The organism is Shimazuella alba (assembly GCF_009831235.1).
Taxonomy (GTDB): Bacteria; Bacillota; Bacilli; order Thermoactinomycetales; family Thermoactinomycetaceae; genus Shimazuella; species Shimazuella alba.
The window spans coordinates 33251-49813 of record NZ_WUUL01000004.1; the positions used below are offsets into that span (position 1 = coordinate 33251).

Genomic DNA, 16563 nt, shown 5'->3' on the forward strand with positions numbered 1-16563 from the left:
AAAGAATAATAGCTTCTCCATTATGGATTTGAGGAGGCTATTATTCTTTTTACGCTTCTTTCTCGGATAATTCATATTAATTAGATGATGGAAGTAGTCATGAAAGTCTAACGATTATATTGATACAGTAGTTATATCACGCTTTTCCTTTTAAATAGTTAATCCTGTAATTGTTTGTTAATGTTAAATTACATCGTAGAAACTACACTCTTCGTTATAATCAGAAGGGTATATGTCACCAGAAAAAAGGGGTGATTAACTCATGTGATTTTCATCGCAGAATGATTCTAAAGGAGTGAGGATTGCATGACCGAAACGATTCCCTTGTTTTTATCTCAACTTCAGACCAAAGGAAAACAACCAAAAACCATTTCCACTTACGAAATTGTTCTCAGACAATTTGCTCATTGGATGGAAGAAACAGCAGGTGAATTATTTCGACCTGAAGATGTAACTCCTATTGATGTAGCAGAGTATAGGCGATATCTCGATGTAAACCTGCTACAAATGAGATTTGTGCTGGATGACTGGTTGCCGTCCAGCGTGATGAAACATTAAGACTTCTTTTCTAGCTCACTCTTAAGCCAGTTGATAACGCCCCTGACGAGATAGTTCCTTTTTGCCTTGTCGTTATCCGAAAGGATATTGTAAGCTGTCTGTAGACCCGGCGGTTCTTCCATCAGAATGTTATATACTGCTGGAAAGCCGTTATTTGCGAGAATCTGCTTTGCTCGCGTCAAGTTCATCTTAGCCATGGAAACCTCAGTTCATCTTTAACACGGGAACTTTTCCCGATGCCCATTATTTTACCATAAACACATTGGAACTTTAGGAGGATTATCCTGAGATTATTTCGTTAAAGTAAAGAAAAAGTCGCTAATGAATAGCGGTTGTTTTTGTGTGATGAACAACAGATAAGATCCTTATAAATGTGGTCTTTTTTCATGTTTTTATAAAATGTTAGCCAATAAAGTAATCGTCTGATCAAGGAAGTAATAGAGAACATCGTTTGGATTATGGTTAGATTTATAACACCGACAATATTGGGGGATCTACAACCAGAAGGTTTTAAAGGAAAAGGAAAACTAAGAATTACATTTGAAGATTCTATTCAAAATCAAGTCGCAAGATTATGGTTTTAGATCCTAAATGTTATCCAGTTGTTGCTTTTCCACTTTTGTCCATCCATCGAACATAAAACTTTTATGAAATTAATCAGCAAATAATTTGAATAAAATGGAGTAGGAGAGGATCTCCTCCTACTCCATTATGTATGTGTGCTCAGCATGGGATTACTCTATAGGATTACCATCAAAAAAATGTAAAAATTCTACACTAAGCTGAACCAGCGACCTTGTCACTGAATAAATGAAAAGCACATTTCTAAGCGAATAGAGGTCATGTGCTTTGTTATTGCTATTTATCCGATATGGAGTGAGGAAGCGACATCCTTCCATGAACTGTTCTTGCTAAGTTTTTTCTTGGTGAAATCGGAGTGATGTCATCACGGTCCCATCTAACAGAAATCATCAACGAAATAATCTTGAGGACTAAGCAGTAACCCTGTCACTGACCCGAAAAAGCGTTCCTTTCTAGAAGCTGAAGTTGTGAGCAAATACAATACATCAGTAATAAGATAGTATCTTTCCCATATGATATAATATTCGTAAGAAAAAGATAATATCATACAAAGGATGTTATCATTGCAAACACAAAAATTACAAGCGAAAAACGCTTTTTTGTATGGGGTTATAACCCTAGTATCTATTATAGTTGTACCACTCCTCCTCCTAGGCTGTGCATGGTTAACACAACATCCATATTTCGGAATAGCGGGTTATTTCGTTGCTTTTCTTATTCTTTGGATAACTGGCCATTTTTTTGGTTTTTCTGTATTTTCAGGGGTTGGTATTAGTGTTTTTGTATTTCTTATGTTCACAGGTCCTGCATTGAGTTATCTATATTTGGAAAAAACAGGGATAAAACAAACTGCAATAATTGTAGATATACGACATTACAATGTTGTGGATACCCTTGATGGTTTCTACTATTCTGAACGAGATTGGGATTGTAAGTTAGTAACAACAGACAGAAAACCGATCCGCTATGCGCTGGAAAATGAAAACGGTTGTTTAGGTAATCTAAAGGCAGGTCAAAAAATAGAAATTGTGGAAGATCCATCAGGCTGGGTTCGACCCATGACGGCGGCCAAACTGTATGGATCACCTTCATGGGAATCTTGGGTTTCTGCTGGTATTGGTTTGTTATTTCAAGTGTGGATTTTGTTTAGACTGCGCTCAAGAAAGTGAAAGATGACTACTCTATGAGGAATATACGGGAAATAATCAATTGCCACATTGAACCTACAAGAAACGTCGATATATCAACGTGGAATACAACACTGTAAAATTATACAAGGGCTTTTTACTTGATTATAAGACATAGACGAAAAGTAAATGAACCACTTTTGTCAACAGACCCGGCACAAGTGGTCTTTTTATCTATCGTTAGGACGATAGGAATGGTGATTTATGTGTTAGCTGTTAGAAAAGCGATCTTCAACCTTTTGGTAACACAATATTTTTCTCTCCTGTAAAAATCATCATATATATAAGGATAAGGTAAATGAAATTACACTACTCGATATTTTAGGGACAGAGCGTGATGAAATTGTAGATCTTGTACAGATGAAAATCGAGAAGAAGCGCATTATGAACCATTTGCACATTTTAGATGATCGAGAGCAAGAAGTGATCCGCAATCGTTTTGGCTTAGAGGGTTTGGATGAAAAGACACAGCGAGAAATAGCGAAAGAATTGGGAATATCACGCTCTTATGTATCAAGAATAGAGAAACGAGCGTTGATTAAGTTGTTTCATGAATTTTATCGGAAGCCATGGAAGAAGCATAAGTAATATCTTGAGTTTTTGACCGTAATTATTTCACTTAAAAAGGAGAAATGATTGGAATTACATTTCCTGTTTCCTATATCTAATACTCTTGAGTTGATTTGATTATTATGATAATCTATAATCGATTTTACGTTGAAAGGGTGTCTTATAAGCCAATGATCTACTAATCCTATTATCAAAACATTCGTTTTTAAATGCGAGATTTTAACTGGATAGGATTAGTATAGGCTTTTTTATATAGTAAGAGGAACTATCCTTCTAGGAAAGGAGGATAGTGTCTTTTCATGTGCCTACGCCTCCTATCTGGATTCTATGGATAGGAGGCTTTTTTATGCAATTCGGTCTCAACAAGATAAGGAGAAAGATTGGGATATGTAATATCAAAAAGCTTAAAATGGAAGTTTCGTTTAAATATGTCTCTGGGGTTGGAATTAACTAGATAGGGTTCGTTAGCCTATTAAATAAAAAGTAGAGGAATGATTGCAATGGTCGGACCTAATCCTAATGTGAAATATCCAATCGAAGGTAATCGTAATGTTCAATTTATTAAAACCACGATTACGAAATCAAATATTATTGTAGGAGACTATTCCTATTATGATGCGGAAAATGGTAAATCATTTGAAGAACAAGTATTGCATCACTATGAATTTCTAGGTGATCGATTAATTATCGGGAAATTTTGTGCAATTGCGCGAGGTGTCACTTTTATTATGAATGGGGCCAATCACCGTATGGATGGTTCTACTTATCCATTCAACATTTTCGGTAAAGGATGGGAAAAGTTTACCCCTACTTTAGACGCTCTTCCATTAAAAGGAGATACACGAGTTGGAAATGATGTCTGGATTGGAAAAGATGCAACAATCATGCCAGGTGTAACCATTGGGGATGGTGTCATTGTTGCTGCCCAATCAGTTGTCAGCAAAGACGTAGAACCTTATACCATAGTTGGGGGAAACCCAGCAAAATCGATAAGACTTCGATATGAAAAAGAAATAGTGAATGATTGGTTAGCAATGAAGTGGTGGGATTGGGACATTGATATCATCTCGAATCATATTGATCTCATAGTCAATGGAGATATAGATGCTTTAAAAAAGGTAATTAGGTAATTGCATGGAAAAGGTCCACTTAAAGATACCAGCTATAACAACACTGATAAAAAAGAAGAGGTTGGTATTCAAGTGAGTAATGAAAAAAAGGAACAAGAGCAGGTAGTATTAATAAATGTGTTTACTGCTAAGCCAAGCAAGCTTGAAGAATTAATTGCTTTTCAATCTAAAGCAATGCATTCTTTAACAGATAATGACGATATTCCTGGTTGGATTGGTGCACGTTGGCATCGTTCTATCCATGACAATAAAGCAGTGATGATGATTACGTTTGAAAATATCCAATTTGCAAACAACTGGTTGAAGAATTTGAATTCAAGTGAACATGTAGACAAGATTAAGCATCTAGTTGAAAAAACGGAGGGAGGATATTATACGCTAGTCAAAAAGGTTGGAACAATGGATATATAGGGAGTACAGTAACAATCCACTTAGGGATAGGGGTACATGTCCATCAAACTAAAAACCGAATTTGCCAAAAAATAAAAAAAGATACTATAAACCTTAACTCGATCTTTGAGTTAAGGTTTTTTCTTGCCATTTTCTATTTTTGTTTGAAATGCTATAAAGTACACAAGATCCCAAGGAGCTCGACATTTTCCATTGTATGGTTTGATTGCTTGCTCTCAAAAGAGAATAGATATCAGCTGTCATTTATTATAACATTGCGAGATCCCTTTCTCCCTTCCTCCAAGCCAGCCCTGAGTACCGGGGGATTTACAATGTGAATGGTATTTCTGGTGGGATCTGGTGCAGGCAATCCTTCGATAGGTCCGAAGTTTTCTTCCATCAAAGGGACAGGTCCGCACATGCCTACGTGCTTGACGTAAATATTTACGTCAAGCACGTCTCTGTGAGCGGTAGGTTTCCACTACTTTTCCGTCTTCATTCACGAGAATAACTGTGTCTCCTGTGTTATTAACGATGTTCATTGTATCTCTTCTCCAAAGGTAGATCGACTATATCTCTCCTAAAACTTTATGGAAGGGAAAAGATGTTGTCAATAAAGTTTTCGCTCATGTTCTTCTAGAATATGTATCTTGATCTTGTGATGAAGCATTACCACTCCTTCGATTTCAACTTACAACACTTGACGAAGGATAGATGCTACCGTACTGCATGCATGATAGGAACAACCTGATAAATATTCAGACGTCAACAAATCTATTTCATCTTCCTGTAATCTTTTCTTATTTAAAAATACAGATAGACATTACGCTAACTTTTTTATACTCTATAAACAAGGAGGCTGATTTTTGTTGGTAGATAAAAATGAAAACGATTACAAAAAAATTGCTCAATCTCCCCTTTTTCGCGAGTTGATTCAAAAAAAGAAGAGTTTTATCATTCCTACTACGATTTTCTTTTTTGTATTTTATTTTGCCTTACCAGTTCTTACTTCATATTCCACTGTATTAAATCATTCTGCTTTTGGTCCGATTTCTTGGGCATGGGTTTTTGCATTCGCTCAATTCATTATGACTTGGGGGTTATGTCTACTGTATTCCAGCAAAGCAAAAACATTTGATAACATAGTCGAACAAATAAAAGGAGTAGGAGGCGAAGAGAAGTGAATTATACTGCGTTTTGGCTATTTTTGCTAATTGTAGCTATTACTCTCGTTATCACTTTTTTCGCCGCCAGAAAAACAAATACGACAAGTGAATTTTATACGGCTGGTGGAGGGTTAACTGCTTGGCAAAATGGTCTGGCTATTGCTGGTGATTACATGTCAGCGGCATCATTTTTAGGGATAGCAGGAATGATAGCGCTTACGGGTTTTGATGGTTTTTTTTATAGTATTGGTTTTCTTGTTGCATACTTAGTTGTACTTTATTTGGTCGCGGAACCATTGCGCAACCTTGGCAAATATACAATGGCCGATGTAATTGCTTCTCGGTTTAAAAATAAAAATATTCGCAGTGTTGTCGCTTTAAATTCAATTGCTATTTCTATTTTTTATATGATCGCACAGTTAGTTGGTGCGGGTGCTTTAATTAAGTTGCTACTAGGTCTAGATTATTCTACTTCTGTGCTTATTGTCGGTGTTCTGATGACCGTATATGTGGTTTTTGGCGGGATGATGGCGACGAGCTGGGTCCAGATTATTAAAGCAGTTTTACTTCTTATTGGAACTTTTATTATCTCTGTTATGGTCTTTGCTAAGTTTGATTTTAGTATTACAAACATGTTTCAGCATATGAAAGAAGCAACTCCACTGGGGGACGCCTTCTTAAATCCAGGTAACAAGTTCAAAGATGGGTTGGATAACATCTCACTGAACTTGGGGCTGGTACTTGGAACTGCGGGTTTGCCTCATATTTTAATTCGCTTTTTTACTGTAAAAGATGCACCTACTGCTCGTAAATCCGTAGTAAATGCCACTTGGATTATTGGTATTTTCTATATCATGACGATCTTCTTAGGCTTTGGTGCAGCTGCTTTTGTAGGAACAGGTGTGATTGAAAAGGCAAATGCAGCTGGGAATATGGCGGCTCCCTTGTTAGCAAAAGCACTAGGCGGGGACTTTTTATTCGCCTTTATTTCTGCAGTAGCTTTTGCGACGATTCTTGCCGTTGTTGCGGGACTGGTATTGTCAGCTGCTTCTGCTTTTGCACATGATTTTTATAGCCATATCATACGGAAAGGGGAAGCCAGCGAAAAAGAGCAGATGAATGCTGCAAAATGGGCATCTGTTGGGGTATCTATTATCTCTATCATTCTCGCTTTATTTGCCCAAAAGTTAAATGTTGCCTTCTTGGTAGGTCTAGCATTTGCAGTAGCTGCTAGCGCTAACTTGCCAGTTATATTGTTTACCATATTCTGGCGTCGTTTTAATACAACCGGTGCGATCGCAAGTATGTTAGTAGGATTATTTAGCTCCTTAATCTTAGTAGCGATCAGTCCAAACGTCTGGAGCCCCGAAGTGGGGAAAGCTATCTTAGTAGGAGATCCATTGATCAGCTTAACCAATCCAGGTATCATCTCAATACCACTTGGCTTCTTAGCAGCATATTTGGGAACAATATTTTCGTCTTCCAAACAAGAAGACAATTATGATGAGATTTTGGTTCGGTCACAAATTGGGATAAAAGAATCAGGAAGATAAGTGAAGGATTTTTTGAGAGATAGTGAAAAGCAGCAGGAAAAGGACTGCTGCTTCTTTACTATAAGTTACAAAGGGTAAAGGTAGGAAATGGCATTAATCCTTGAAGTCGGTATCAATGGTTCCTTGTAAAAATGTACGCGGAATATTAAGGGCGTAAAATTTCTTTAAATCTATTTTTCGAGAATATACGTACCAGGGTTAGTGGTTAATGTTTCGCATGCTGCTTGTGCTGTGGCTAAGTCACCGTCATTGATGAAAATCTCTCGAAAACTCTCAAACGGCAAGAGGAAAGGTTGTCCCATTTCGCTATCGCCAAAAGCAAGCTTAGTGTCTTGTCCTTCGGCCTGAAAATGAGCAAACATTCCTTCTGCGATGGATTGTACTTCTTCGACTAATATAGCTCCCATAAAAATCAAACGGCGAACTCTCTCGGGTATATCCTGGGCGATATATTGCACCACAGCACCACCAAGGCTGTGTCCAAGCAAAATAATATCGCTTAAATCATTTTCCACAATCATGTCAATAATCGATTAGACATGTTTGATATCGACAAACTTATCTCCATTTTTTTCGTTTCCTCTCTGTGTGATTTGATTGAGATATGCTAATATAAAAAAGACTGTAAAATCAGTCTTCGTCTCATAGAAGGATCGAAAATGAACACTATTCGCAATCGTTACTGGGAGATTCTGATCAAGGAGCCTTTCAAGATGGTGATGAAGCGACCCGATGACAACCGGCCTAAGTATTGGCTCGAGGCGAATAGTGAGGTATATCTCCTCATTGTCTCTAGTAGTGAAGTTCTTGCTCACAAGGTCGAATATATTGGTAGTGAGAATGTTGTGGGCAATCCGCTTGGTTCCTTCGATTGGAGTGCCATGAAGGACAACAAGGAGTATAGTCTCGGTAAAATTGCTAAGGTGAAGAAGCTTTCTAAAAAGTAGTGGTTTTATCTTGGATATCTAATAAAAGCTATTCAGGATAAATTAGGTTTGAGCATCCTGTCAAGGTTGCTCAAACCGCAATAATGTTAAAAAAGAAAACTATTTTCTCTATTATTATTCACTAATCCACTCGTGTTTTCCTCTCCGCTTTCCCCAATAAGTAATCTGCTAATATCGCGAGTATCGCCGTGATGATCGCACTGGTATATATTTTTACTGGGTCGCGCAGGTTAATTCCAGAGTAAATCTCTTTCCCCAATCCTTCACCGCCAATAAATGGAGCTAAGGTAGCTACACCTATCGCAATAACAGCTGCTAAGCGAATACCAGAAAAAATAAAAGATAGAGAAAGCGGGATTTGGACTTTGCGCAAGAGTTGAAATTTGGTCATTCCTACACCTTTACCCGCTTCTAATGTACTCTGATCTACTTCTTTTAACCCAACATAGGTATTACGGATGATGGGTAAGAGGGAATAGAGAAAAAGTGCAATAACAACCGAGGAGAAACCGATCCCGAATATAACCATTAACATTGCAAGCAGAGCAAGGCTAGGAAAGACTTGGATTAAGTTTGCAATGGCTAAGATATATTTTCCTGCTCTTTCGTTCTTAGCAGATAAGATGCCAAGAGGAATACCTACGATCAATGCTAATACTAAACCTAACAGTACCATGACGATATGTTGCCCGATTAGCAAAAGTAAGTTATCCCAATTGTGCTGTAAATAGCGGATTACTGCATCCATTCATCCTCACCTCATTTCTTGAGTAGTCCTTGTTGCTGCAAAAATTCTTTCGCTACTTGTTCCGGCTCCTGCATATCAATGTCCACTTTTGCGTTTAGAGTTCGCATGGTATCAATATCTATTTTGCCACTTAATTTTTTTAAGGCTTTGTCCATAGCTGGATATTTTTTCAAGGTTTCCTCTAAGGCTACAGTAGAGGCATCATAAGGTGGAAAGAAATGTCGATCATCTTCTAAAGTGACTAAGTTGTATTGTTTAATTCGAGCATCAGAAGAATACGCCAAGACGATATCCATTTGTTTATTCGCTACTGCTTTATAAACTAAGTTGATCTCCATAGGAAACACATTTTTAAAAGATAATCCATATGTTTTGACAAATGGTTTGTATCCATCATTGTCTCGTTCCATCCAAGAAGTATCTACACCAAGACGCATTTCTTTCGCTACTTTTCTTAGATCGGAAATCTTTTTCAAGTTGTATTTATCAGCAACTTCTTTTGTGACGGTAAAGGCATACGTATTTTCAAACCCGAGGGGAGTGTACCATTTATAATGGTAGTATTTCGAAAAACCTTGTTGTGCCTGTCTTAACACACTCTGCTTATCTTTCGTTTGCTGAATTGGAAACCAGTCATTAAAAATTTCTCCTGTGTATAAAGTACCCAACTGAATTTCATTTTCTTTTAATGCATTGACAATAAAAGGACTAGAAGACAGATCGGTCTTTACATCAACATTCACATTGGAGCCCTGTTCGATCAAGTATTTGTACATATATCCAAGTATTTTTGTCTCCGTAAATGTTTGCGTTCCTACGGTAATGGTGTCCTTTGTGGTGCACCCAGACAGCAGGATCAACATCGATAGAGCAATAGGGAGAAGTGCTTTTTGTAGTCTCATATGTATACAACAGAATTCTGTTGGACTACCTCCTTTTCGGGCGTAATGAGAACCTTAAGCGGATTGTTCGCGACTTGTAGTCTGTTTGGTTAAAAATTTCTCCAATGCTCCAAGGAGAAAGTCAATTACGATTGCTAATATCATAGTGGTAATAGAAGAAGCGAAGATTAGTGGTTTGTCGTAAACACTCAAACCTCCATAAATCAATTCTCCTAGCCCGCCTGCACCGATCAATGTGGCTAAGGTGGCCCAGCTAATGATATAGATGGTGGTCAATCGGATACCAGACATCAAATAGGGGATGGCCAACGGTAATTCGATACGAAATAATCGTTGTTTTCCATCATATCCCATGCCTCGTGCAGCTTCGATGATGCTCTCATCAATTGACTTAAATCCTGAATAGGTATTTCGTAATATGGGTAACAAGGAATACAAGAAGAGAGCTATGATAGCTGGAAATTTTCCTATTCCGATTAAGGGAATCAAGATTGCTAACAGCGCTAAACTAGGGATAGTTTGAAAGATGTTAGTGATAGAAAATGCGATAGATCGAAGCCATGTGTTTTTTGTTTTTACTAAGTAAATACCTAATGGAACGGCAACGATAATACCAAGTATAAGTGCAGTGCCAGAAATAATGAGATGCTCGATCATCGCACTCCACAGATCACTTCCACGAGTAGCAAAGATTTTAATATAGTCCATTTATGACCCTTCATTTCCGTTGGTAGAATAAATATCAGATAAATGACCGACAATGGAACCTCTGGTGACCAATCCGATCAAGGTTTGGTCATTTTTGACGACTGGTATATAAGGAAGTTTATGTTCATCCATTAGATCGATCGTTTGATTGAGAAGCGTATTAGGAGAAATCACATGCTCAAAAGTATGCATAATATCACCTACACGTTTGCTCTCGTTGCGGAATTGTTGAATGACATCGTAAATAGTGATGTAACCTTGCAGTCGATCATTGGTATCTACAACGATCAAAGAATCCACTTGCTTGCGTTCCATGATCTTGATGGATTCTGCAAGTCCTCTAGAGGGCAGGATCGTAACCGGTTTACGAGTCATTACTTCTTCGGATTCAGGGATTACTTCATATTGTGCTAGTCGTTTTTTTCCGATGAAGTTTTTGACAAAGTCGTTGGCAGGACGACGTAAGATTTCTTCTGGAGTACCTTCTTGCAATATTTCTCCACTTCGCATCAATACGATTTTATCTGCGATACGAATTGCTTCATCCATGTCATGTGTTACGAAAATTATTGTTTTTTTAATGTCTTTTTGCAGGTGAATCAGTTCATCCTGTAGCTGTTCGCGACTGATTGGATCAAGTGCACTGAAAGGTTCATCCATTAAAATGATGGATTGTTCCGCCGCAAAAGCGCGAATCACCCCAATTCGCTGTTGTTGTCCACCACTTAGCTCAGAAGGATACCGATTTCGGTATGTATTTGGTGCAAGTTTTACCATTTCCAGTAACTCATCTACTCGCTTTTGTGTTTTTTTTTCTTCCCATTCTAGTAGTCGAGGGACGACTGCAACGTTATCTGCGATTGTCATATGTGGAAAAAGCCCTACATGCTGAATCACATAACCGATGCTTCTGCGCAACTTTACAGGACTTATCGTCGAAATATCTTTGTCATTTACAAGTATTTTTCCTTCTGTAGGATCGATTAAGCGGTTGATAAGTTTCATTGTCGTTGTTTTTCCACAACCACTTGGACCAATAAATACAGTGATTTCCCCTTCTTTACAGTGGAGGTTTAAATTTTTCAATACAGTATGACCACTATTGTATTGTTTGGAAACATTTTCAAATTTGATCATGTTTTACCCGTCCTTTGACTGACATGAAAGTTTTTGGTTCTTCATAAAAAGGGAATAACTTTTTACATTTTTGTTGTTGGCTTATTTTGTCCTGACTGGTCAAAAAAAATGAGGTTTAACCCAATAAATACTTCATAGAGAACTTGATGGGATATGAATAGTTAGGTATTTGAAAAAAATATTTAAATGTAATGGTAAATGTTTTTGAATTAGTTTGCAAATGATCGACAATTTTGACAGAAATCCAAAAACGATAAATCAGGTATGTATTCATTCATATGAACGAGAAAAATATATTATTTTTCTATATAATACAAGTTAGAGAGGAGAAGGAAAGTTATCATAAACTTACTATTTAAACTGTGTTTTTTCGTTGGTATTGTTTTTTGTTTATTCGGTTTATTGATGGGAGATTTGCTTGGTGACCTATTTCCGATAGGAGTACAATTCCCATGGTTCCAACCCATTTCTTTATTAGTAGGTTTAACAGTGTTTGGTGGTTCAGGTTTCATTTTAAATAATTGGACAACATTTCCTATAAATGAGGTTGTCCTCTATGCAGCTGTGATTTCGTTGATAGCTGTTATCTTTTTCTACTTTGTTATCATACGACCAGCAAATCGAACAGAAAGTTCTACTGGCTTTCAACTGCGAGATCTAGTTGGAAAGCAGGGAGAAGTATGGGTGGCAATACCGTCTGGTGGATATGGGGAAGTACTCATTACAACGGCAGGTGGTAACTCCAATCATATTGCAGGGAGTCAATCAGATGTGACAATTCCAGAAGGGACACAAAAGTTATCGTTTCTGAAGTGAAAGATCAAATACTTTATGTGGATGTGTGGAAGAATGAATGATTTGTTGATTTTGCAAACGGCAGGAATAGTAATAGGGGTTATTTTCATTTTTTCGATTGCTTTTTGGGCTCGTTATAAAACGGTTGGTGCTGATGAAGCTATGATTGTAACCGGTAACATTTTAGGGAATAAAAATGTATTAGCTGACGAATCAGGTCGTAAAATAAAAATTATTCGTGGTGGTGGAGCATTTATTGTCCCTATTTTCCAACGGGCAGAAAAATTGAGTCTCCTTTCTCACAAATTAATGGTAAATACTCCAGAAGTATATACAGAACAAGGCGTTCCGATCATGGTAAATGGTGTAGCAATTATAAAAATAGGTAGCTCATTAGAAGATGTAGGAACAGCTGCAGAACAATTTATGGGTAAATCCAATGATGTTCTAAACGATGAGGCACGAGAAGTATTAGAGGGGCATTTACGGGCTATTCTCGGCACGATGACAGTAGAAGAAGTATATAAAAACCGTGAAAAATTTGCGCAACAAGTTCAGGCGGTAGCAGCACGAGATTTAAAAAAGATGGGTTTGACTATCGTATCATTTACGATAAAAGATGTGAAAGATAAAAATGGATATTTGGATGCTCTGGGACGCCCGCGTATTGCGATGGTAAAAAGAGATGCAGATATAGCAGAGGCGAATGCTGTTCGCGATACGGAGATACAAACAGCAAAAGCTCGTGAAGAAGGAACCAAGGCTGCATTGCTTTCAGAAACGAATATTGAAGAATCAAAAAAGGATAAAGAACTGAAAGTAGCTGCTTTTAAGATTGAACAAGATAAGAAAAAAGCAGAAGCAGACCAAGCTTATGCCCTGCAAGAAAACAAGAATAAGCAGCAAGTAGTAGAAGAAGAAATGAAAATTGATCTTGTTCGCAAACAAAAACAGATTGAATTAGAAGAGAAAGAGATTATTCGCCGTGAGAAACAATATGATGCAGAAGTGCGAAAAAAAGCTGATGCGGATCGATATGCGAAAGAGCAAGAAGCGATAGCCAACGGTTTCCAACAAGAAGCACAAGCAAAAGCAGAAGCAGCAGCGATTAAAGCAAAAGGTCATGCTTTTGCAGAAGCCGAAAAAGCAAAAGGTCATGCTTTTGCAGAAGCCGAAAAAGCAAAAGGTTTTGCCAAGGCGGAAGTAGAGAAGATGGAAGGTACCGCAGAAGCTGAAGTCATTCGGGCAAAAGGGTTAGCAGAAGCAGAAGCGAAACAAAAAATAGCAGAAGCCTTTCAAAAATACGGACAAGCTGCTGTCTTAGATTTAGTAGTAAAAATGATTCCAGAGCTAGCAAAACAAATTTCTATTCCCTTGCAAAATATCGATAAGTTGACAGTGATTGACTCTGGTGGCGGAGAAGGAGCTACTAAAGTTAGCAATTATGTTACAAAGTTAATGGCTCAAACTCCAGAAATGGTCAAGCAAGTAAGTGGGATCGATATGGAGAAAATGTTAACCAATTGGAATTCTGATCCTCAAAAACAAGATAAAGAGGAAAAAGAGTAGAGTAGTTCAGGTGGTTATCAATTGGATAGCTGCCTTTCTTTGTCTGTGCTTTTTTCTGGTTAGAGGTTACATATGTTAATTAATACCTTTTGCTAATAGAGTTATAATTGATCTAGTAACAAAACAATGATAATTTTAAGATATATCAACGTTCCCGAATTGAAAATGAATGGATTTAGATAAACATCATGGTTTTAAAAGGAGGAAAAAGTGAATAGGTTCTATTTGTTTCCAAAATTACGACCCAAAGGAAAGTATTACCAACTAAAAAGAACCTCCAATCCAGCTCAACCACCTTCACAACAGAAATTGGCTTGGGATGGAGTAATTGAGTATTTGGCATTAAAAAAATGGTACCGTCGTTTTCCTTTCCGATTTATAGAACCATGGATATCTTGGGAATTACATGCAACTGGATCGGAATTAAATTATTACTATTGGGCTCCTGATACAACACATGGTTATGAAATCGCTCAACGGCTTGCTGTCGTTGATCCATGTTTAGAAGTAACCCTTGCAGAAGCTCCAGAGCCTTTAAATTTTAAACAGGCGCATTACGGATACAAAATGCAATTTGAAAAGAATTTTTGTCTTCCAACTGGATGGAATGCTTCCCTAGAACAAGCGCTGCATGAGTATTTGAGCAAATTAAAGAACAATCAGCGAATTGTTTGTCAATTTTTAGTTAGACCTGTATATGATTATCAGGTAACACGTTCTTTTACAAAAGCTCTGCACTTCCTTGAACGAGATGGCGGTGATACGGATGAGAAGAACCGTCTTCATGCAGCGATTTATCAAAAGCAACAACAGTATAAAGCAGAGGTCGTCATTCGTTTACTTAGTTTTGCAGATACACTCGAGGAAAGTAAGCAAATTTTAGAGCCTTGTGCGCAAATATTATCCGTATCAGATACTACAGAGACAAATTATTTAAATTGGAGAGAATGGTGGAGGATGATCCGTCCTCTGTTCCGATATGAATTTGAACATAAGTTGTTTCCATTTCGCAAAAAACAGAATGCTTTAATCATGGGATCAGATGAGCTTGCAAAGTTAATTCATCCTCCAGGCTACACTCCGTCATCGAAAATGACATGGTTAGGCGGCAAGCGTGTTGCAGAACCGCTAGATATACGAAATCAGCAAAATCAAGACAATGGAATACGGATTGGAACAATGGAAAAAAATTTAAATATACGTTCCAATCAGTTGTCGATACGCAATTTAGAGAGTCATTTTGCAGTTTTTGGCGCAGCTCAGACTGGAAAAACGACTACCCTGCTCAATCTGCTTGTCGATTATGCAAAGATGAGAACAGATGAAAATCGGCTGGGATTTACCGTGATGGATATTCAGGGAAAGTTAGCAAATCAGTTATTGGAACGGATCCCTAAATCGATGCACCATTTAGTAAAGGTGATTCGATTTAAGAGGGGACAATATCCATTTAATTATTTTGATATCGATTATGCGAAAACAGATCATGAAAAAGCAAGAATTGTCTTGGAAATTTTCCGTAGACTAGGCAAAGATTATTGGACTCCATTTGTTTCTGATCATTTATTGTATGGTGCTCAGGCTTTACTAAAATTAAATCGAGCTAACCTTTTTAATTTGCAATTATTAATAGAGGATAATGATTTTTGTCGGAAAGTGATCCGTGAACTGGATCCAGCGCATCCGATCGAAGCATCGATGGCGAAATTTTTGCACCGTTATTTGCAAAATCCAGAAGAAAGTAACTGGAAAGAAGAATTTTTTAATAATTCGATGATCACTCGTTTACGTGAAATCAATATGTCTGGAATGAGTAATACACTTAATCACTACTCCAATGGAATTCGTTGGACAGATGCACTAAATGAAGGGCATTTTCAAATTTTTGATCTGTCAGGTTTAAACTCTGGAGACCGTCCTCGAATGGGAGTTTCTGTAATTACAATGTTCAATCAAGCTATGCTCATTCGTGAAAAACAGCGGACAAATGGGGAATATATACCATTGCATCCTTTTGTACTTGATGATGCAAGTATTTATTTAAATCAAGCATTTGGTGATTTAGAATACTTCCTGCATGAGGCGAAAAAGTACCGAATGCCTTTGTGGATGGGTTTGCCTGGGATTACGAATTATATAAACCAATCGGTAGCAGAATCCATTTTTCGAAATGTAGAAACGATTCTAAGTTACCGAATTTCCAATGCGACAGATGCAGATTTCATATACGAACATATGCGTACACTAGGCTTAGAGTCTATTGATTTCCAAACGCTTGATCCATTTTATGGATACCTACAAATGGCGATTGACAATGAAGGTCAGAGGACTTATGCCTTTACAAATCGAGGATATCTTCCTGATTCTCCCGTTTCTACCCAAGCGGAAATAGATGAACTGGAGATGTCATACCTAGGTGAAATAAATAAACGAGAGCAAGATTGGGAGATGGTACCTTGGAAACCCGAAAGTGAGCAGAAAGAAAAGGTGAATCAAAAGGCCATTGGATTAGATGGGATCGATGAATATATTCAGATTCTATATGGTAATTCTTTAGGGGCTAATTCAATCAAACCCTTTTAAATCAAAAAATAATTAGAGTGGTTTCTCAAATCCATTTG

15 protein-coding genes and 1 pseudogene are annotated in these 16563 nt (G+C 37.5%); 11 read left to right on the forward strand and 5 right to left on the reverse strand.

All coding sequences use genetic code 11. From position 1 onward, the window contains the following. Nucleotides 1-306 precede the first annotated feature (306 nt). From GSM42_RS06985 to GSM42_RS07015, 7 genes and pseudogenes are all read left to right on the forward strand, one after another. The gene (locus GSM42_RS06985) at nt 307-558 is read left to right on the forward strand and encodes a phage integrase N-terminal SAM-like domain-containing protein (protein ID WP_160800838.1); all 252 of its coding nucleotides are present in this window, start codon (nt 307-309) and stop codon (nt 556-558) included. Between the two features lie 1145 nt (nt 559-1703). Continuing rightward, nucleotides 1704-2309 carry a hypothetical protein gene (locus GSM42_RS06990; RefSeq protein WP_160800839.1) on the forward strand — a complete coding sequence of 202 codons (606 nt, stop codon included), beginning with the start codon at nt 1704-1706 and terminating at the stop codon, nt 2307-2309. A 315-nt stretch (nt 2310-2624) separates the two neighbouring features. Further along, nucleotides 2625-2915: pseudogene (locus tag GSM42_RS06995) on the forward strand (sigma-70 family RNA polymerase sigma factor); the annotation flags it as partial. Nucleotides 2916-3397: 482 nt separating this feature from the next. Next, on the forward strand, nt 3398-4027 hold the full coding sequence (locus tag GSM42_RS07000) for a Vat family streptogramin A O-acetyltransferase (RefSeq protein WP_420820977.1): 630 nt from the start codon (nt 3398-3400) through the stop codon (nt 4025-4027). Beyond that, nucleotides 4028-4438, forward strand: coding sequence for an antibiotic biosynthesis monooxygenase family protein (locus tag GSM42_RS07005; RefSeq protein WP_160800842.1), 411 nt, complete (start codon nt 4028-4030; stop codon nt 4436-4438). Between the two features lie 845 nt (nt 4439-5283). Continuing rightward, a complete protein-coding gene (locus GSM42_RS07010) occupies nt 5284-5601 on the forward strand; it encodes a DUF485 domain-containing protein (protein WP_160800843.1) in 318 nt (105 codons plus the stop codon). Then, nucleotides 5598-7136, forward strand: coding sequence for a sodium:solute symporter family transporter (locus GSM42_RS07015; protein ID WP_160800844.1), 1539 nt, complete (start codon nt 5598-5600; stop codon nt 7134-7136). Before GSM42_RS07010 ends, GSM42_RS07015 begins: the two co-directional genes overlap by 4 nt. A gap of 170 nt (nt 7137-7306) precedes the next feature. Here GSM42_RS07015 and GSM42_RS07020 read toward each other — a convergent pair whose 3' ends face one another. After that, on the reverse strand, nt 7307-7657 hold the full coding sequence (locus GSM42_RS07020; protein ID WP_160800845.1) for an alpha/beta fold hydrolase: 351 nt from the start codon (nt 7655-7657) through the stop codon (nt 7307-7309). Nucleotides 7658-7795: 138 nt separating this feature from the next. Between GSM42_RS07020 and GSM42_RS07025 the strand changes: the two genes are divergently transcribed. Then, nucleotides 7796-8083 (forward strand): hypothetical protein, encoded by a 288-nt coding sequence (locus GSM42_RS07025; protein WP_160800846.1) that lies wholly within the window; start codon nt 7796-7798, stop codon nt 8081-8083. 121 nt (nt 8084-8204) lie between these two features. Here the strand turns inward: GSM42_RS07025 and GSM42_RS07030 are convergent, their stop codons facing one another. The 4 genes from GSM42_RS07030 to GSM42_RS07045 are packed head-to-tail and all read right to left on the reverse strand — an operon-like array spanning nt 8205 to nt 11578. Next, complete coding sequence (locus tag GSM42_RS07030) at nt 8205-8831, reverse strand: ABC transporter permease (RefSeq protein WP_160800847.1); 627 nt, start codon at nt 8829-8831, stop codon at nt 8205-8207. An 11-nt stretch (nt 8832-8842) separates the two neighbouring features. Then, on the reverse strand, nt 8843-9733 hold the full coding sequence (locus tag GSM42_RS07035) for a glycine betaine ABC transporter substrate-binding protein (protein ID WP_160800848.1): 891 nt from the start codon (nt 9731-9733) through the stop codon (nt 8843-8845). A gap of 54 nt (nt 9734-9787) precedes the next feature. Then, nucleotides 9788-10441 carry an ABC transporter permease gene (locus GSM42_RS07040; RefSeq protein ID WP_160800849.1) on the reverse strand — a complete coding sequence of 218 codons (654 nt, stop codon included), beginning with the start codon at nt 10439-10441 and terminating at the stop codon, nt 9788-9790. Further along, a complete protein-coding gene (locus GSM42_RS07045; protein WP_160800850.1) occupies nt 10442-11578 on the reverse strand; it encodes an ABC transporter ATP-binding protein in 1137 nt (378 codons plus the stop codon). It lies immediately after the preceding gene. A 342-nt stretch (nt 11579-11920) separates the two neighbouring features. Between GSM42_RS07045 and GSM42_RS07050 the strand changes: the two genes are divergently transcribed. The 3 genes from GSM42_RS07050 (at nt 11921) to GSM42_RS07060 (ending at nt 16525) form a co-directional block, all read left to right on the forward strand. Next, on the forward strand, nt 11921-12394 hold the full coding sequence (locus GSM42_RS07050; protein WP_476712893.1) for an NfeD family membrane protein: 474 nt from the start codon (nt 11921-11923) through the stop codon (nt 12392-12394). A gap of 33 nt (nt 12395-12427) precedes the next feature. Then, on the forward strand, nt 12428-13942 hold the full coding sequence (locus GSM42_RS07055) for a flotillin family protein (RefSeq protein WP_202404829.1): 1515 nt from the start codon (nt 12428-12430) through the stop codon (nt 13940-13942). Between the two features lie 210 nt (nt 13943-14152). Continuing rightward, the gene (locus tag GSM42_RS07060; RefSeq protein WP_160800853.1) at nt 14153-16525 is read left to right on the forward strand and encodes an ATP-binding protein; all 2373 of its coding nucleotides are present in this window, start codon (nt 14153-14155) and stop codon (nt 16523-16525) included. Nucleotides 16526-16563 lie beyond the last annotated feature (38 nt).